Raw genomic sequence first — 17,881 nt, forward strand, 5'->3', positions numbered from 1 at the left:
GCCTGGGTCTGGCCGACGCCCGAGATGTCGTCCCGGGCTCCCTCGACGGTCATCAGGCCGATATCCTTGATCTTCGCCAGATCGACCTTGCGCCCGCGATGCTCCAGCAGGCCGCGCGGCAGCAGGTGCTGCTGGAAGACGATGTCGATGGTCTGGAGATAGAATTCCTCGGTCAGGTCCAGCACCGACAGGTATTCGTTGTAGAATTCCTCGTGCTTCTCGACCTCGTCGCCATCGCCGTTGACGAGGTTCTGGAAATACTCGTGGTGGGCGTCGCGGTGCCGCTCCTCGTTCATCGACATGAAGCTGTAGAGCTGGACGAAGCCCGGATAGACGCGTCGCCCGAAGCCCGGATAGGGCCAGGGCGCGGTGTGGATCATGTTCGACTTGAACCATGCGAAGGGCTTTTCCTCGGCCAGTTCGTTGGTCACCGTCGGCGACAGGCGCGCGTCGATCGGCGAGCCCATGAAGGTCATCGAGGCCGGGCGGTTCGGGTCGTTGTCCTCGGCCATCAGGGCGCAGGCGGCCAGCACCGGCGGGCCGGGCTGGCAGACGCCGACGACGTGGGCGCGCGGGCCGATCTGGGCCAGCATGGTGCGGACGTGGTCGATATAGTCGAAGAAGTCGAAGCGGCCTTCCAGCATCGGCACCTGACGGGCGTTCGACCAGTCGGTGACATAGACGTCGTGGTCCTGCAGGAAGCCCTCGACCGTACCGCGCAGCAGGGTGGCGTAGTGGCCCGACAGCGGGGCGACGATCATCACGGCGGGGGCCACCGTCGGCTTGCCGGCGCGCTTCAGGTCGCCGATGTGGCGGGCGAAACGGACGAGACGGCACCAGGGCGAGGACCAGACCACCTGCTCGGTCGTGCGCACGGGCTTGCCGTCGATGGTCACGACGTCCAGGCCCCATTTGGGCTTACCGTAGCGGCGCGTGACGCTCTCGAACAGTTCAGCCGAGGCGAAGGCCGTCCGCCCGATGGCGGAGTCGGCGGCCGGGTTGAGCGGTGAGGTCCAGAAATCCCGGGCCATCTGGGCCCCGATCCGGAAGGGAGCGGCCGAGGCGTAGGCCAGCTCGTGAAGCGTATACAGCATGCGTGTCCTGAGACGGCCCCCGCCGAGAGTGCGGCAAGGCATCATAGATTATACCGCACTGCAAAAAGATAATCACCGATCACTGAAATCGTGAACGGCGGGCGGCGAGCCGGAAAAAGCGGTCCGAAGAGTCCGGAAAGGCCGGCCCGGGCGCTTCACCGCGCGACGCCGGACGCGGTGAAATCAAAGTCTAACCCGGCGCCCCGTCATTATCGGTCGTATGCGGTGATTATCGTCGCTGCATGTTCCGGCGGATGACGTCGGCGATGCGGGTCGGGCCGAGGTCATGGCCCAGCGGCGCGCGGAACTGCCCGTCCGGCCCCATCAGATAGATCGTGAGCGAGTGGTTCATCGTGTAGTTCTCGCCCTCGCCGACCTTTTCGTAGACGGCGCGATAGGCGTCGGCGGCGGCCTTTACCTGCTCGGGCGTGCCGGTCAGGCCGGTGACGTCCGTCGACCAGGTCGACAGATAGTCCTTCATCGCCTTGGGCGTATCGCGCGCGGGGTCGACCGAGATGAAGATCACCTGCAGGTCGTCGGCCTGGGCGCCCAGCTCGCGGCGGGCGGCTTCCAGCATGTTCAGGGTCGTCGGGCAGTAGTCCGGGCAGTAGGTGAAGCCGAAGAAGACCAGCGACCATTTGCCGTTCAGGATCGTCTGATCGACCGTCCGGCCCTCTTCATCGACCAGCTGGAACGGGCCGCCGACCTGGGGCTGGCCGGTTGAGGTGACCTCCGCGCTGATCGGCGCCGAGGGCGGTCGGCTGACCACCACCAGGGTGACGATCGCGAGGGCCGCGGCGATCGCCACGCAGGCGCCGGCGAAGATCAGGATGGAACGGCGCGGCATCGCGTCTCTCTCGTTGTGGTCCAAAGCGAACCGAACGGGTCTATAGAAGAGCCGTGAGCGCCACAGAAGACCATCCGTCGCCGCAGTCCGCGGACCTCGCCGAGAGCGGCGGCCGCTTCGCCGGCTGGCGCAATCTGCCCCGACGCAGCCGGGGCCTGTCGCTGCGCACCCTGGTCATCGTGCGGTGGCTGACCATCTTCGGCCAGAGCGCGACCATCTTCGTCGCCACGGCCTGGTTCCATTTCGACCTGCCGATCTGGATCTGCCTGGCCGTCATCGCCGCCAGCGTGCTGATGAACCTGAGCGCCACGGCGCGGTTGAAGCGCAGCGACGGCTCGGCCACCGACGGCGCCCTGACGGCGGCCCATCTCGGCTTCGACATTCTGCAGACCGCCATCCTTCTGGGGCTGACCGGAGGGCTCCAGAACCCCTTCTGCCTGCTGCTGGTGGCCCCGGTGACGGTGGCGGCGGCGTCGCTGCCCGCCCGGCAGGCGGTGCTGATGGGGCTGCTGGTGCTGATCGCCACCGTCTGCCTGTTCTTCGTCTCCCTGCCGCTGCCTTGGCAGGCGGGCACCGAGCTGAACCTGCCGCCGCTGTACAAGTTCGGCATCGGCATGGCCCTGACCACCGGGGTGGTGTTCACCTCCGCCTACGCCTGGCGGGTGGCGGCCGACGCCGAGAAGCTGGAGCTGGCGCTGGCGACCACCCAGGACGTGTTGCAGCGGGAGCAGCGGATGGCCGCCCTCGGCGGTCTGGCGGCGGCGGCGGCGCATGAGCTCGGCACGCCGCTCGCGACGATCCAGGTGGTGGCCAAGGAGCTGCTGCGCGCGTCGGACGGACAGGGGGCGGCCGCCGAGGACGCGGCGCTGATCCTGCAACAGGCCGAGCGGTGCCGGGACATCCTGAAACGGCTGTCGCAACAGCCGGAGGAGGAGGGCGGCATCGTCTTCGCCGAGGTGGGGCTGAAGGCCCTGCTGGAGGAGGTTGTCGAGCCCCATCGCGGTTTCGATCTGGACTTCGAGGTGTCGGTCCGCACGGCTTCGGGCGAGAAGCCGCCGCGCGTCCGCCGTCTGCCGGAGGTCATCCACGGCCTGTCGACCCTGGTCGAGAACGCCGCCGACTTCGCCGCCGGCCGGGTGCGGGTGCGGGCGCTGGTCGACGCGGGCTTCATCGAGATCGAGGTGGTGGATGACGGTCCCGGCTTCCCGCCGGACATCCTTCCGAGGCTCGGCGAGCCCTATGTGACCAGCCGCCCGCAAGGGAAGGCGCGCCGCGCCCTGACCGCCCAGATCGCCGCTTCGGTGGCGGCGGCCACGCCGGGACGCAAGGCGCGCAAGTCGGCCGCGCCGCCGCCGGCGGCGGAGGTCATCGCGCCCAGCCAGGGCGGCATGGGGCTGGGGTTCTTCATTGCCCGGACGCTGCTGGAACGCACCGGCGGCAAGGTCAGCGTCGGCGCGGGCGACGGCGGGCGGGGGCAGCCGCGCGGCGCCCGGGTGGCCGTTCGCTGGCCGCGCCCCGCGCTGGAGGTGGCGGCCTGAGCCGTGGTGTCGCACCCCCGGTCTGAACCTTGACCGGGGGACCATCGTTACCGACTTGAGCGGGATGGAAATTACCAAGATGTCCGAGACCGAAGCCCGGATCGCCGCGCTGGAGGACAAGACCCTCCTGCTGTTGGACGACGACAACGCCCTGCGCACCCGGATGGGTCGCGCGCTCGAGACCCGCGGGTTCGAGGTGACGACCGCCGGATCGGTGGCGGAGGCGACGGACGCCCTGCGCGCCTCGGTCCCGGCCTTCGCCGTGCTGGACATGCGGCTGGAGGACGGCAACGGGTTGAAGGTGGTGGAGATGATCCGCGACCGTCGCGAGGACAGCCGTATCGTGATGCTGACCGGCTACGGCGCCATCGCCACCGCCGTGGCGGCGGTGAAGGCCGGAGCGGTTGACTATCTGCAGAAGCCCGCCGACGCCGACGACGTGGTGAAGGCCCTGCTGATGACCGGCGAGGCCCCCGAGCCGCCGGACAATCCGATGAGCGCCGACCGGGTCCGTTGGGAGCATATCCAGCGCGTCTACGAACTGTGCGACCACAATGTCTCCGAGACGGCCCGCCGCCTCGGCATGCACCGCCGGACCCTGCAGCGCATCCTCGCCAAGCGCGCGCCGCGCTAGGTCGCGCCGGGCCGCGTCGGGTCGGGAAGGCGAAGCCTTCTGACCGCGGGCCGCAACGGAGATGTCCGTTCGCGTATCGCGAATGAACAGCCGTGGCCGTTGGCGAACGGGCGGCGCCGCTTCCTGCAAACGGCGTGGCGACGGGTGAACGTCGTCGCCACGGTCGGGTCATCGGAGGCCCGGTCGTCGGGTCTCGAACACGAGGACCCGGACCATGATCCGCATCGCCACGCTCGCCGCCGCCCTTCTGGCCCTGACTGTCGTTCCGGCGCGCGCCGGCGCCGACGACGCCACCGTCACCCTGACCTTCGAGACCGGCGCCCGCACCGGCAAGGTCATGGTCGCCCTGTACGACTCCGAAGCTGCCTACCAGTCGGGCCGCCCGGTCGCGGCGCGTGAGGTGGACGCCTCCGGATCGGTGGTGGCCGTGTTCGATCACCTGCCCGCCGGCGACTATGCGATGCGGGCGTTCCACGACGTGAACGGCGACGGCCAGATGAACACCAATCCGTTCGGCATGCCGGTCGAGCCCTATGCCTTCTCCAACAACGCCGTCGGCAACATGGGCCCGGCCAGCTGGGAGCGCGCCCGGTTCAGCGTGTCGGGCGACACCGTCCAGACGATCAGCATCCGCTGACGGCTTCTCCGGGGGCTGACACGCCTTGCGCTGTTTGGGCCCCCGAACCCGTGACCTCAAAGCTCCATCCGCCGGTCGTTCGGAGACCCACCATGCTCGCCTCCCGCCGCAACTTCCTGATGGGCGCCGCCGCCCTGTCGGCCGCCGTCGTCACCCCCGAGACCGTCCGCGCCATGACGGCGATGCAGGCCGCCGCCGACTGGTCGCTGGCCACCGCCGACCTCGAAGCCGACGTCGCGCCGCGGGCCATGCGACTGGTCCACGGCCGGGCGCCGGCGGGACTGGAAGGGGCGCTGTTCCGCAACGGGCCGGGCAAGTTCCGCCGTCCCGGCGGTTCGGCGACCCACTGGTTCGACGGCGACGGCCTGATGCGGGCGTTCCGGGTCCGCGACGGGCAGGCCAGGCTGGAAGCCCGTTTCGCTGACACGCCCAAGCGGCGCTGGGAGAGCGAGATCGACGCCGTGGTCACCCCGGGCTTCGGCACGCCCGGCGACAGCCGCGCCCGCATCGGCTCGCCCAATGACGCCAACAGCGCCAACACCGCCGTCATGGCCGCGGGGGACGAGGTCTGGGCCCTGTGGGAAGGCGGTTCGCCGCTGGCGATGGACGCCTCGGACCTGTCGACGAAGCGGTTCGTCACCCTGCGGGACGACCTGAAGGGCATGCCTTTCCAGGCCCACCCCCGCTACGATCCGGACGGGACGATCTGGAACATCGGCCTGTGGGGCGACCGGATGATCGTCTGGCGGCTGAACACTGATCGCAGCCTGCACACGGCGGAGGTCGTGACCCTGCCGCGCGCCAGCTACATGCACGACTTCACCGCCAGCGCCCGCCATCTGGTCATCGTGCTGCAGCCCTGGGTCTTCGACCATCGCGGCATGCCCTATGCGACCCAGTTCGCCTGGCGGCCCGAGATGGGCACGCAGGTGATGGTGATCGACAAGGCCGACCTGAGCCGCACGCGGATCTTCGAGTTGCCGGGCTTCAGCTATTTCCACCTCGGCGACGCCTGGGAGGACACGTCCGGTACGATCCGCTTCGACGTGGCGGCGGGCAAGGACGTCAATTTCGCGGTCGAGGGCGCGCGGGTCATGGTCGAAGGGCGCGGCACGGTGCCGGGCGAGCCGGCGACCCTGTCGCTGGTCACCCTGCATGCCGACGGCCGGGCGGAGATGGTCTCCTCCGGCGTGGCGGCCGAATTCCCCAAGAGCGATCCGCGCCGCGCGGGCCTGGCCCGGCGTCGGACGGTCCATGTGGCGGGAGAGCGGGGCGGGCGGCCGCTGCCGACCGGGCTGGCGGTGCAGGACTGGGAGACCGGGCGGTCCGACGCCTTCCTGTTCGGCGAGGACATGATCATGGAAGAGGCCAACTGGGTCCCCAAGCCGGGCCGGTCGGACGAGGCCGACGCCTGGCTGGTGGCGCCCGCCATCAACCTGCGCGAAGGGGTGACCGAACTGCACGCCTTCGAGGCGGGCCGGGTGGCTGACGGGCCGATGGCCAGCTGGCGCGCAGACGTGGCCCTGCCGGCCGGCTTCCATGGCGTCTGGGCGGGGTAGGGCCGTCCGGTCCTAGTACCAGCCGGCGTCGCGCAGGGCCTTCGCATAGCGGCGACTGACCGGGGCCTCGACGCCGCCGTCGAGGGTCAGGGTGGCCCGGCCCTCGCCACGCGAAACGCTGCGGACAGCGTCGCGGGCGACCCACCAGCTGCGATGGGTCTGGGCCCCTTCCAGACCCTCCAGTTCGGACAGGGCGTCGGACAGGCGCATCAAGATCAGGTCCGATCCCCGGTCGGTGTGGACGCGCAGATAGTGGTCCTCGGAGACGACGGCCCGGATGGCCGCGCCGCGCAGCTTCGGCGGCAGGCGGTCGGGGAAGCGGGACGGGGCGGTCCCGGCCGGGGCGGCGTGGGTCTGCACCGGCTGACGCTGAAGGAAGATGTTGAGGACGCTCATCACCGCGGTGACGACCGTCACGGGCAGGAAGAACTGGGCCAGTCGTCCGGGCTCCGCATGGCGGCCCTGCTCGAAGATCCAGACCGTGTAACCCCAGACCACCAGGGTCAGGGGCACGGACATGGCGGCGGTCAGGACCAGGGCGCCCAGCCAGGGGCGGCGGTCGAAGTCGATCCACCGCTCGACGACCCGTGAGCAGACATGCCCCCAGGCCGCCCCCGCCAGCATCAGCGGCAGCCAGTACAGGAGACGGTCGGTGAAGCTTGAACCGGTCATGCCGAAGGCGCCGGAGAAGGCGAGCACCACGCCCGCGGCCAGGGACACGGCGACGCCCTTCAGCAGGCTCCGGTCGATGGACAGCGACAGCTGGAGCGGGCGGTCGCTCATTCCGGTCTCGGCGCGCAGACGGCGCGGAAGCCGGCCGCGGCGAAGCGCACCATGTAGTCGCCGGCGCTTTCCAGATCGCCGGACCGGCACAGGCCGCCCGACAGGCGGTCCAGTCGCCCGGTCTCGCCCAGGGTCAGCGTCAGGGCGCCCGAGAGGTTGTGGTAGGCCCAGTACAGATCGACGTCGCGGGCGTCGGGCAGGACCTGTTTGATCAGTTCGATCAGACGGCGGATGGCGGGGTCGAAATAGCGGGCCATGGTCTCGCCGCCGAAGGCCGGGTTGGCGTTGGTCTGGGCGACCAGGGCGGCGTAGTGCTTCCAGCCGGGGCCGCCCTTCAGCGACCATTCGAACGGCGGCCGCAGGAAGGCCTCGAGCAGGCCCTCCAGCGTCATGGTCTCGCCCGCCTCGCGGGCGTAGCGGTTGATGGCGTCGACGCGCTCGTTGTTCCAGACCTCGGCCCGGCGCAGGAAGACCGCGTCGAACAGGCCGCGCTTGGCGCCGAAATAGTAGTGGACCAGGGCGGTATCGACCCCGGCCTCCCGGGAGACCTCGCGGATCGTGACGCCGTAGAAGCCGTGCTTGGAGAACAGGTCCTCGGCGGCGTCCAGGATCGATTCGCGGGTGTCCCCCGCGCTGCCGGCCTTGGCCTTGGGCGGCCGTCCCCGACGGGCGGGGCGGGCGTCTTCGTCGGTCGGGCTGTCGTCGCGGTTGCTCATGGGCGGCAAGCTAGGCCGCCCACCCCCGACTGTGCAACGGCGCCACAGGTTTCCCGCCATCCTTACGCCACGGAAGCGCCACGGTTTGACAGGGGGCGTAAAACGGTTACGGTCCGGGAAAATCATTGAACGCTGAATAAAAGCGTCTGGATCGGAAACATCAGGGAATAGGGCTGCAATGAACAGACTCGTGAAATCCGCCTTGCTCGCCGGCGCCGCCTGGAGCGCCATGTCGACCATGGCCCTGGCGCAGGACGCCGCTCCGCAGGACGGCGCCTCGGACCTCGGCGAGGTCGTGGTCACCGCCCGTCGTCGTGACGAAGCGCTGAAGGACGTGCCGATCTCGGTCTCGGCCCTCGGCGAGGAACGCCTGGAACAGACCGGCGTCGCCGACATCACCGCCCTGCAGCAGCAGACCCCGAACGCGACCGTGCAGGTCGCCCGCGGTTCGAACTCGACCCTGATCTCCTTCATCCGCGGCATCGGCCAGCAGGACCCGCTGTGGGGCTTCGAGCCCGGCGTGGGCCTGTACGTCGACGACGTCTACATCGCCCGCCCGCAAGGCGCGGTGCTGGACGTCTATGACGTCTCGCGCATCGAGGTGCTGCGGGGTCCGCAAGGCTCGCTGTACGGCCGCAACACCGTCGGCGGCGCCGTGAAGTACGTGACCTCGCGCCTGTCGGACGAGCCGGAACTGACCCTGCGCGGTTCGTACGGCAGCTACAACCAGATCGACCTGCTGGCCTCGGGCAGCGTGCCGCTGGCCGACAATTTCCGCATCGGCGCCGCCATCGCCAGCTACCAGCGCGACGGCTACGGCTCGAACCTGAACACCGGCGCCGAGCACTACAACAAGGACATCCTGGCCGGCCGCGTCAGCGCCGAGTGGGAGCCGCAGGAAGGCGTCCAGCTGCGCCTCGCCTATGACCGCACCGAGGACAACTCCAACCCCCGCCACGGTCACCGCGAAGTCGCGGGCGTCGGCGTCGGCGCGGGCATCCCGGACAGCGTCTATGACACCTACGCCGGCCTGGGCGACGACAACTCGGTCGTGAACCAGGGCCTGTCGGCGACCGTCCAGATCGACCTGAACGACGCCTGGACCTTCAAGTCGATCACTGCCTGGCGCGAGGGCGACACCGACACCGTCATCGACTTCGACAACACCCCGGCCCCGACGCTGGACATCCCGGCCTACTATTCGGACGACCAGCTGACGCAGGAATTCCAGTTCCTGTTCGACTACGAGCGCATCCAGGGCGTGATGGGCTTCTTCTACCTCGACGGTCATGCCGAGGGCGCCTTCGACACCATCGCGGGCAACCTCGGTCTGGTCATCGGCACCGCCGGCTACGTCAACACCACCAGCTACGCCTTCTTCGGCGACGTGAACCTGGACCTGACGGATCGCCTGCACTTGGGCCTGGGGGTGCGCTATACGCTGGACGAGAAGACCGGCAGCGTGTTCCGCGCCAACTACGCCGGCGCGACCCGCAGCCCGCTGCTGGGCGGCACCGCCCGCAACCCGACGCTGGTCCGCACCAACTACGTCCGCAGCAAGGACTTCGACCAGTTCACCCCGAAGGTGTCGCTGTCGTATGACCTGACCGACGACCTGACGACCTACGCCTCGTACTCGCGCGGCTTCAAGTCGGGCGGCTTCGACATGCGCGGCGACGCGATCCTGACGCCGAACACCGTCAACGGCTACAACCCCGAGACCGTCGACTCGTACGAGATCGGCCTGAAGGGCGCCCTGAGCCGCTTCTCGTTCTCCTCGTCGATCTTCTACAACGAGTACAACGACCAGCAGGTCACGACCCAGGTTCCGGCCGTCGGCGGCATCGCCTCCTTCGTCGACAACGTCGGCTCGTCGACCTTCTACGGCGCCGAGTTCGAAGGTCGCCTGCAGATCCTCGACAGCCTGTCGGCCAACTTCGCCGTCGGCTACCTGCACTCCGACTTCGAGGAGTTCCTGCGCTACAACCTGACCACCATGTCCTACGAGGACATCTCGGATCAGGTCGTCCTGCAGAACGCCCCGGAATGGACCGGCTACCTCGGCCTGACCTGGCTCGGCAACGTGGCGGGCGGCGAACTGGCGGTGACCCCGTCGGTCTCGTACCGCGGCGACTACAGCCAGTTCGAGTTCCCGAACCCGATCCTCGACCAGCAGGCCTACACCCTGGTCGACCTGTCGGTGGTCTGGACGGACCCGAGCGACCGCTGGACCCTGGGCCTGTACGGCAAGAACCTGACCGACGAGGAATACAAGGTCGGCGCCTACAACTTCGCGGGGGCGGCCTTCAACAACTCGCTGATCGCCTACTACGGCCCGCCGCAGACGGTGACCGCGACGGTCCAGTTCAAGTTCTGATCTCCTGAAACCTGATCGGTTCTGATCAAGGGCGGCGGTTCAAGCGAGCCGCCGCCCTTTTCTTCTGGCGTCGGCCCGTGACGCCGCTACGGTTCGAGCAACGAAAAAGTACAGTCGAGGGAAACGCCATGACCGACACGGACGCCGCCGCCTCCGGGCCGTCGACCGAACGCACCGGGTATCGCTTCTACGTTCTGGCGGTCCTGATCCTGATCTACATGCTGAACTTCCTGGACCGGCAGATCATCGGCATTCTCGCCGCGCCGCTGAAGGATCATTTCGGCATGTCGGACACCCAGTTCGGCCTGCTGGGCGGCATCGCCTTCGCCTCGGTCTATTCCACCCTCGCCATTCCCCTCGCCTGGCTGGCCGACCGGTTCAGCCGGGTCTGGATCATGACGGGCGCGCTGGCAGTCTGGTCCGGCTTCACCGCCCTGTGCGGCGTGGCGGGGTCGTTCACCCAGTTGTTCCTGTTCCGCATGGGCGTCGGCGTCGGCGAGGCGGGCGGGGTGGCCCCGGCCTATTCGCTGGTGGCCGACTACTTCCCGCCGAACCAGCGGGCCCGCGCCCTCGCGGCCTTCGCCTTCGGCATTCCGCTTGGCACGGCGGCGGGCACCCTCGTGGGCGGCCTGCTGGCCGCGACCTACGGCTGGCAGATGGCCTTCATCGTGGTGGGCCTGCTGGGCCTGCTGGTGGCGCCCCTGCTGCGCCTGACCGTCAAGGATCCGGCCCGCGGCGGCACGGACGCGCCGAAGGCCGCGGCGGTCGCCGCCGCCCCCGCGGGCGCCCCCGCCAATGACGGTCGTCTGGGCAAACGCGCGTCGCTCGGCCTGCTGGGCCTCGCCTCCGGCCTGCTGATCCTGGCGGCCCTCGCCCACTTCGGCGTCATCGGCGCCAGCGCCCTGGTCCTGCTGTTCGCCGGCCTGCTGGCGGGGGTGATCGGCGGGTCGCTGATGATCGCCCGGGTCGCGGCCACCGCCGTCATTCCCAAGCCCAGCTTCTGGCTGCTGGCCTTCGGCGCCGCCTCGTCGTCGGTGTGCGGCTACGGCGTGGCGGGCTGGCTGCCGCTGTTCTTCATGCGCAGCTTCGACCTGAGCCTGACCCAGGTCAGCTGGTACTATTCCGGAATCGCCCTGATCGGCGGCATCCTCGGCATCTGGGGCGGCGGCGCGGTGGCGGACAAGCTGGCGAAGCGCGGCAAGGGCGCCTATCCGCTGACCCCGGCCATCGCCTTCCTGATCTCGGCGCCCTGCTTCATCCTGGCGATGAACTCGCCCTGGCTGATCGGCCTGATCTTCCCGGGCGGCGGCACCCAGTTCCAGCAACTGGCCGTGGCCTTCGTGATCTTCCTGATCCCGACCGGCCTTAACCTGGCTTGGCTGGGGCCGGTGACGGCGGCGGTCCAGCATCTGGTCCCCGCGCCCATGCGGTCGACCGCCTCCGCCCTGTTCCTGCTGATCAACAACCTGCTCGGCATCGCCGTCGGCTTCTTCTACTTCGGCTGGATGAGCGACCTGCTGGCTCCCCGCTTCGGCGACGAGAGCCTGCGCTGGGCGATCTACACCGGGATGGGCTTCTATGTGTTCGCCTCGATCCTGCTGATCGGCGCATCGCGCACCCTGAAGAAAGACTGGGTCGACTAAGTCCCTGAAATCGCCGGGTCGGATTTGTTCCGGCCCGGCGGGCTGGTCGCTGACGCGGCGTGATGGTTGCACCTGCGAAGGCGAGGGGCCTATAAGCCCCGCAACTTTCCCCAGCAGCGTTGCGGCGGTCCTCCCATGAACATTCACGAATATCAGGCCAAGCAGGTTCTCAAGGGCTTCGGCGCCCCCGTCGCGGACGGCGTGGCCGTCACCTCGGTCGACCAGGTCGAAGCCGCCGCCAAGTCGCTGCCGGGTCCGCTCTATGTCGTGAAGTCGCAGATCCACGCCGGCGGCCGCGGCAAGGGCAAGTTCAAGGAACTGCCGGCTGACGCCAAGGGCGGTGTGCGTCTGGCCTTCTCGGTCGACGAAGCCGTCGCCCACGCCAAGGAAATGCTGGGCAACACCCTGGTCACCGCCCAGACGGGCGAGGCCGGCAAGCAGGTGAACCGCCTGTACATCGAGGACGGCGCCGACATCGCCCGCGAGCTGTACTGCTCGCTGCTGGTCGATCGCGCCTACGGCCGCATCTCCTTCGTCGTCTCGACCGAAGGCGGCATGGACATCGAGGCCGTCGCCCACGACACCCCTGAAAAGATCCAGACCATCGTCATCGACCCGGAAGCGGGCGTGACCGATGCCGACATCGCCGCGATCAACGCCGCCTACGGGCTGGACGGCGCGGCTGCTGAAGACGGCAAGTCGCTGTTCCCGGCGCTGTACAAGGCCTTCGTCGAGAAGGACATGGACATGCTGGAAGTGAACCCGCTGATCGTCATGGAGAACGGTCACCTGCGCGTTCTGGACGCCAAGGTCTCGTTCGACGGCAACGCCCTGTTCCGTCACGAGGACATCAAGGCCCTGCGCGACGAGACCGAGGAAGACGCCAAGGAAATCGAGGCCTCGAAGTGGGACCTCGCCTACGTCGCCCTGGACGGCAACATCGGCTGCATGGTGAACGGCGCCGGTCTGGCCATGGCCACGATGGACATCATCAAGCTGTACGGCAAGGAGCCGGCGAACTTCTGTGACGTCGGCGGCGGCGCCGGCAAGGACAAGGTCGCCGCGGCCTTCAAGATCATCACCGCCGACCCGAAGGTCGAGGGCATCCTGGTCAACATCTTCGGCGGCATCATGCGCTGCGACGTCATCGCCGAGGGCGTCGTCGCCGCGGTGAAGGAAGTCGGCCTGCAGGTTCCGCTGGTCGTCCGTCTGGAAGGCACCAATGCCGAGCTGGGCAAGAAGATCCTCAACGAGTCGGGCCTGACCATCCAGGCCGCCGATGATCTGGACGACGCCGCCCAGAAGATCGTCGCGGCGGTCGCCTAAGTGATCGCAGCCCTGGCTCTCGCGGCCGCTCTGGGCGGCGCAGGTGTTTCGACGCCGGTTCAGCAGGACGACACCGTCGCTGGACTGGTCCGGACCGCGTGCGCCGACACGGGGCTGCGTCGCGAGGCGCTGGAGGCGACGGCGCGCCGTCTGCGCTGGCGGCCCGTCAGCATGACCTCGACCCGCGGCGCCGCCGGCTGGGTCGTCGGCTATCGCGTGGGGCAGGCGACTGTCCTGATGTCGATGACGCCCGCCGACGGCGTAGTCGATCCGGAGCAGGCCTCGGTCTGTTCGGTGACGGTCAGCCGGCCTTCGGCGGACTGGCGTTCAGGGATCGAGGCGCTCGCCGCCGAGCTCGAACTGGCCGCCGAACCTCCGTTCCAGGGCCCTCCGGGCGTGAACATGCTGAGCTGGTCGAAACTCGGCGTGCTCACCCTGTCCGCGGCCTATGCGCCTTCCAACCAATCCCTTGCGGTGTCGCTGTCTCGTCAGTTCGTCACCAGCACCACTCAAACTGTCCCCTCGGGAAATTGAACGATGTCCATTCTGGTCAACAAAGACACCAAGATCCTGGTCCAGGGCCTGACCGGCAAGACCGGCAGCTTCCACACCGAACAGGCGCTGGCCTACTACGGCACGCAGATGGTCGGCGGCATCCACCCGAAGAAGGGCGGCGAGACCTGGACCGGCGCGCACGGCGAAAGCCTGCCGATCTTCGCCTCGGTCGCCGAAGGCCGTGACGTCACCGGCGCCGACGCCACCGTGATCTACGTCCCGCCGGCAGGCGCGGCCGACGCCATCATCGAGGCCATCGACGCCGAAATCCCCTTCATCACCTGCATCACCGAAGGCATCCCGGTGCTGGACATGGTGCGCGTGAAGGCCCGTCTGGACCGTTCGAACTCGCGTCTGCTGGGTCCGAACTGCCCGGGCATCCTGACCCCGGAAGAGTGCAAGATCGGCATCATGCCGGGCTCGATCTTCAAGAAGGGCAACGTCGGCATCGTGTCGCGTTCGGGCACCCTGACCTATGAGGCGGTCTTCCAGACCACCAACGAAGGCCTCGGCCAGACCACGGCGGTCGGCATCGGCGGCGACCCGGTCAAGGGCACGGAGTTCATCGACGTGCTGGAGATGTTCCTGGCCGACGAAGAGACCACCTCGATCATCATGATCGGTGAAATCGGCGGCGGCGCCGAGGAAGACGCCGCCCAATTCCTGATCGACGAGGCCAAGAAGGGCCGCAAGAAGCCGATGGCCGGCTTCATCGCGGGCCGCACCGCGCCGAAGGGCCGCACCATGGGCCACGCCGGCGCCGTCGTCTCGGGCGGCAAGGGCGATGCGGAATCCAAGATCGCGGCCATGGAAGCGGCAGGCATCAAGATGTCGCCGTCGCCGGCGCGTCTGGGCAAGACCCTGGTCGAGGTTCTGAAGGGCTGATCCGGCTGAAAGGCTGGTCTGCCGAGGGGCTCCCGAAAGGGGGCCCCTTTTGCGTTTCAGGAGGCGGTCGGAGCCGGTTCCGGGCTGATCCGACCCATATCGGGCGGATATGTCCCGCAGGCGTGACAGTCGAGCGGCGAAATTTGCAGAATTCCGGCGAATTTCGACCCCAGCGCCGCTATTCGGTCATGACCCATAAGGAAACAGCGCCTATATGAGCGCCGTCGCCTCCGCGCAGACGTGCGCGCGCGACCCAAAGGGACTGTGACGAGAACGATGGCGGACGATGCCGGTCGGCTGAACCAGGTCTTTGCCGAGACCAGCTTCCTGTATGGCTCCAATGCCTCGTTTATCGAGGACCTGCACGAAAAGTGGGCCGACAATCCTGCGAGCGTGTCCGACGAGTGGCGCGCCTTCTTCGACCAGCTGCGGGACAACGCCGCCCAGGTGAAGGCCTCGGGCGCCGCCGGCGGCTGGGGCCGTCCGGTCACCAGCGAACCCACCGAGGCTGAAGCGGTCTTCGACGGCCGCTGGCCCGCGCCGAAGCCCGATCCCAAGGCCGCCGCCAAGCCGGGCGCCGCTCCGGCTCCGGCCGCCGCCGCCTCGGCCGATGAAATCCGCGCCGCCGCCCACGACTCGATCCGCGCCCTGATGCTGATCCGCGCCTATCGCGTGCGCGGTCACCTGCAGGCGACGCTGGACCCGCTGGGCATCGAACAGCCGGTCTTCAATCCCGAGCTGACCCCCGAGTTCTACGGCTTCTCGGCCGCCGACCTGGACCGCCCGATCTTCCTGGACGGCGTCCTCGGCCTGCAGACCGGCAGCATCCGTCAGGTGCTGGACCTGCTGAAGCGCACCTACTGCGGCCACATCGGCATCCAGTACATGCACATCGCCGAGCCCGAGGAGAAATCCTGGCTCCAGCAGCGCTTCGAGGGCCCGGACAAGTTCGAGCAGAACGCCTTCACCAAGGAAGGCAAGCTGGCGATCCTGAACAAGCTGATCGAGGCCGAAGGCTTCGAGCGCTTCCTGCACAAGCGCTTCCCCGGCACCAAGCGCTTCGGCCTGGACGGCGGCGAGGCCATGGTCCCGGCGCTGGAGCAGGTCATCAAGCGCGGCGGCAACCTGGGCGTCGACGAGATCGTCTTCGGCATGGCCCACCGCGGCCGCCTGAACACCCTGGCCGCGGTCATGGGCAAGCCCTACCGCGCCATCTTCCACGAGTTCCAGGGCGGCTCGACCGTGCCGTCGGACATCGAGGGTTCGGGCGACGTCAAATACCACATGGGCGCCTCGTCGGACCGCCAGTTCGACGGCAACACCGTCCACCTGTCGCTGACCGCCAACCCGTCGCACCTCGAGATCGTCAATCCGGTGGTGCTGGGCAAGTCGCGCGCCAAGCAGGCCTTCGACATCCGTGAAGCCAACGCCGGCAAGGCCGAGGAAGACTGGGCGCTGGACCGCTCCAAGGTCGTGCCGCTGCTGATTCACGGCGACGCCGCCTTCGCCGGCCAGGGCGTCGTGGCCGAGTGCTTCGCCCTGATGGGGCTGAAGGGCTACCGCACCGGCGGCACCCTGCACTTCGTCATCAACAACCAGATCGGCTTCACCACCAGCCCGCGGAACTCGCGCTCGTCGCCCTATCCGTCGGACGTGGCCCTGATGGTCCAGGCCCCGATCTTCCACGTGAACGGCGATGACCCCGAGGCGGTCGTCTTCGCCGCCAAGGTGGCCACCGAGTTCCGGCAGAAGTTCCACAAGGACGTGGTGGTGGACATGTTCTGCTACCGCCGCTTCGGCCACAACGAGGGCGACGATCCGACCTTCACCCAGCCGCTGATGTATTCGAAGATCCGCGCGCAGGCCTCGACCCGCGAAATCTACGCCGCCCGTCTGGTGGCCGAGGGCGTGGTCAGCCAGGCCGAGGTGGACGCCGAGGTCGCCCGCTTCGAGGCCTTCCTCGACGCCGAGTTCGAGGCCGGCAAGGCCTTCGAGGCCAAGAAGGCGGACTGGCTGGACGGCCAGTGGACCGGCATCGGTCTGGCCGAGGGTGAAGAGCGTCGCGGCGAGACCGCCGTGCCGGCCGCCCGGCTGGCCGATCTGGGTCACCGCCTGACGACCATCCCGAACGCCGTCGACGTGCACAAGACGCTGAAGCGCGTCTACGAAGGCCGCCGTGAGATGATCACGACCGGTCAGAACCTCGACTGGGCCACGGCCGAGAGCCTGGCCTTCGGTTCGCTGCTGGAAGAGGGCTTCCCGGTCCGTCTGTCGGGGCAGGACTCGGTGCGCGGCACCTTCTCGCAGCGCCACTCGGGCATCGTCGATCAGACGACCGAGAAGCGCTACACGCCGCTGAACAACCTGTCGGACAAGCAGGCCCATTTCGAGGTCATCGACTCGGCCCTGTCGGAAGAGGCGGTGCTGGGCTTCGAGTACGGCTACTCGCTGGCCGACCCGAACACCCTGGTCATGTGGGAAGGCCAGTTCGGCGACTTCGTGAACGGCGCGCAGGTGGTGATCGACCAGTTCATCACCTCGGGCGAACGCAAGTGGCTGCGCATGAGCGGCCTGACCATGCTGCTGCCGCACGGCTACGAAGGTCAGGGCCCCGAGCACTCGTCGGCCCGTCTGGAGCGCTTCCTGCAGGCCTGCGCCGAAGACAACATCCAGGTCGCCAACTGCACGACCCCGGCCAACTACTTCCACATCCTGCGTCGCCAGATGCACCGGCCGTTCCGCAAGCCGCTGATCATCATGACGCCGAAGTCGCTGCTGCGTCACAAGAAGGCGGTGTCGCCGCTGGCCGATCTGGCCGAGGGCAGCTCCTTCCACCGCGTGCTGCACGACGACGCCCAGACCCGTCCCGATGTCGCCGGCGTCAAGATCAAGGCCGACAAGGAAATCCGCCGCGTGATCCTGTGCTCGGGCAAGGTCTACTATGACCTGCTGGAGCGCCGCGAGAAGGACGCCCAGGACGGCAAGCCGGTGGACGACGTCTACATCCTGCGTCTGGAACAGTTCTATCCGTGGCCGATGAAGTCGCTGCTGACCGAACTGGGCCGCTTCCCGAACGCCGAAGTCGTCTGGTGCCAGGAAGAGCCGAAGAACATGGGCGGCTGGACCTTCGTCGATCCGTGGATCGAGCTGACCCTCGAGAAGCTGAACGTGAAGTCCAAGCGCGCCCGCTACGTGGGCCGCCCGGCGTCCGCCTCGACGGCGGCGGGTCTGATGAGCCGACACCTCAAGGAACTCGACGCCTTCCTGACCGAAGCCTTCGCCTGACA

General features: G+C 68.4%; 14 protein-coding genes. 10 read left to right on the top strand and 4 right to left on the bottom strand.

All coding sequences use genetic code 11. The features are described 5' to 3' along the window. Window positions 1–1,094, bottom strand: a 1,094-nt coding sequence (locus VGE03_RS00005; RefSeq protein ID WP_331044408.1) for a polyhydroxyalkanoate depolymerase, incomplete at its 3' end; no start/stop codon positions are given. A 229-nt stretch (window positions 1,095–1,323) separates the two neighbouring features. Further along, window positions 1,324–1,941 (bottom strand): SCO family protein, encoded by a 618-nt coding sequence (locus VGE03_RS00010; protein ID WP_331044409.1) that lies wholly within the window; start codon window positions 1,939–1,941, stop codon window positions 1,324–1,326. A 53-nt stretch (window positions 1,942–1,994) separates the two neighbouring features. Between VGE03_RS00010 and VGE03_RS00015 the strand changes: the two genes are divergently transcribed. From VGE03_RS00015 to VGE03_RS00030, 4 genes are all read left to right on the top strand, one after another. Continuing rightward, window positions 1,995–3,479: an ActS/PrrB/RegB family redox-sensitive histidine kinase gene (locus tag VGE03_RS00015; RefSeq protein WP_331044410.1), complete on the top strand. Its 1,485-nt coding sequence runs from the start codon at window positions 1,995–1,997 to the stop codon at window positions 3,477–3,479. 79 nt (window positions 3,480–3,558) lie between these two features. Further along, complete coding sequence (locus tag VGE03_RS00020; protein WP_331044411.1) at window positions 3,559–4,113, top strand: ActR/PrrA/RegA family redox response regulator transcription factor; 555 nt, start codon at window positions 3,559–3,561, stop codon at window positions 4,111–4,113. A 214-nt stretch (window positions 4,114–4,327) separates the two neighbouring features. Continuing rightward, window positions 4,328–4,750 carry a DUF2141 domain-containing protein gene (locus VGE03_RS00025; protein ID WP_331044412.1) on the top strand — a complete coding sequence of 141 codons (423 nt, stop codon included), beginning with the start codon at window positions 4,328–4,330 and terminating at the stop codon, window positions 4,748–4,750. A gap of 92 nt (window positions 4,751–4,842) precedes the next feature. After that, window positions 4,843–6,309 carry a carotenoid oxygenase family protein gene (locus VGE03_RS00030; protein ID WP_331044413.1) on the top strand — a complete coding sequence of 489 codons (1,467 nt, stop codon included), beginning with the start codon at window positions 4,843–4,845 and terminating at the stop codon, window positions 6,307–6,309. A 12-nt stretch (window positions 6,310–6,321) separates the two neighbouring features. Here the strand turns inward: VGE03_RS00030 and VGE03_RS00035 are convergent, their stop codons facing one another. Further along, window positions 6,322–7,092 carry a LytTR family DNA-binding domain-containing protein gene (locus VGE03_RS00035; protein ID WP_331044414.1) on the bottom strand — a complete coding sequence of 257 codons (771 nt, stop codon included), beginning with the start codon at window positions 7,090–7,092 and terminating at the stop codon, window positions 6,322–6,324. Further along, window positions 7,089–7,808, bottom strand: a complete 720-nt coding sequence (locus VGE03_RS00040) for a TetR/AcrR family transcriptional regulator (RefSeq protein ID WP_331044415.1) — start codon at window positions 7,806–7,808, stop codon at window positions 7,089–7,091. The genes VGE03_RS00035 and VGE03_RS00040 overlap by 4 nt, the downstream gene beginning before the upstream one ends. 178 nt (window positions 7,809–7,986) lie before the next feature. Here VGE03_RS00040 and VGE03_RS00045 point away from each other — a divergent pair, with 178 nt between their 5' ends. From VGE03_RS00045 to VGE03_RS00070, 6 genes are all read left to right on the top strand, one after another. Continuing rightward, window positions 7,987–10,185 (top strand): TonB-dependent receptor, encoded by a 2,199-nt coding sequence (locus VGE03_RS00045; RefSeq protein WP_331044416.1) that lies wholly within the window; start codon window positions 7,987–7,989, stop codon window positions 10,183–10,185. A gap of 128 nt (window positions 10,186–10,313) precedes the next feature. Further along, window positions 10,314–11,828: an MFS transporter gene (locus VGE03_RS00050; protein ID WP_331044417.1), complete on the top strand. Its 1,515-nt coding sequence runs from the start codon at window positions 10,314–10,316 to the stop codon at window positions 11,826–11,828. Window positions 11,829–11,963: 135 nt separating this feature from the next. Then, window positions 11,964–13,154, top strand: coding sequence for an ADP-forming succinate--CoA ligase subunit beta (gene sucC, locus VGE03_RS00055; RefSeq protein WP_331044418.1), 1,191 nt, complete (start codon window positions 11,964–11,966; stop codon window positions 13,152–13,154). After that, window positions 13,155–13,688, top strand: a complete 534-nt coding sequence (locus tag VGE03_RS00060) for a hypothetical protein (RefSeq protein WP_331044419.1) — start codon at window positions 13,155–13,157, stop codon at window positions 13,686–13,688. A gap of 3 nt (window positions 13,689–13,691) precedes the next feature. Then, window positions 13,692–14,594 (top strand): succinate--CoA ligase subunit alpha, encoded by a 903-nt coding sequence (gene sucD / locus VGE03_RS00065; protein WP_331044420.1) that lies wholly within the window; start codon window positions 13,692–13,694, stop codon window positions 14,592–14,594. A 276-nt stretch (window positions 14,595–14,870) separates the two neighbouring features. Next, window positions 14,871–17,879, top strand: coding sequence for a 2-oxoglutarate dehydrogenase E1 component (locus tag VGE03_RS00070; protein ID WP_331044421.1), 3,009 nt, complete (start codon window positions 14,871–14,873; stop codon window positions 17,877–17,879). The last annotated feature ends 2 nt before the right edge of the window (window positions 17,880–17,881 follow it).

Origin of the sequence: Brevundimonas sp., from assembly GCF_036400995.1 — a bacterium.
Classification (GTDB): Bacteria; Pseudomonadota; Alphaproteobacteria; order Caulobacterales; family Caulobacteraceae; genus Brevundimonas.

Bases quoted from the DNA above. Each gene is read 5' to 3' on its own strand.
- VGE03_RS00010 (WP_331044409.1), bottom strand. From the start codon at position 1,941: ATGCCGCGCCGTTCCATCCTGATCTTCGCCGGCGCCTGCGTGGCGATC.
- VGE03_RS00030 (WP_331044413.1), top strand. From the start codon at position 4,843: ATGCTCGCCTCCCGCCGCAACTTCCTGATGGGCGCCGCCGCCCTGTCG.
- VGE03_RS00045 (WP_331044416.1), top strand. From the start codon at position 7,987: ATGAACAGACTCGTGAAATCCGCCTTGCTCGCCGGCGCCGCCTGGAGC.
- VGE03_RS00070 (WP_331044421.1), top strand. From the start codon at position 14,871: ATGGCGGACGATGCCGGTCGGCTGAACCAGGTCTTTGCCGAGACCAGC.
- VGE03_RS00040 (WP_331044415.1), bottom strand. From the start codon at position 7,808: ATGAGCAACCGCGACGACAGCCCGACCGACGAAGACGCCCGCCCCGCC.
- VGE03_RS00050 (WP_331044417.1), top strand. From the start codon at position 10,314: ATGACCGACACGGACGCCGCCGCCTCCGGGCCGTCGACCGAACGCACC.
- sucD (WP_331044420.1), top strand. From the start codon at position 13,692: ATGTCCATTCTGGTCAACAAAGACACCAAGATCCTGGTCCAGGGCCTG.
- VGE03_RS00020 (WP_331044411.1), top strand. From the start codon at position 3,559: ATGTCCGAGACCGAAGCCCGGATCGCCGCGCTGGAGGACAAGACCCTC.
- sucC (WP_331044418.1), top strand. From the start codon at position 11,964: ATGAACATTCACGAATATCAGGCCAAGCAGGTTCTCAAGGGCTTCGGC.
- VGE03_RS00035 (WP_331044414.1), bottom strand. From the start codon at position 7,092: ATGAGCGACCGCCCGCTCCAGCTGTCGCTGTCCATCGACCGGAGCCTG.
- VGE03_RS00025 (WP_331044412.1), top strand. From the start codon at position 4,328: ATGATCCGCATCGCCACGCTCGCCGCCGCCCTTCTGGCCCTGACTGTC.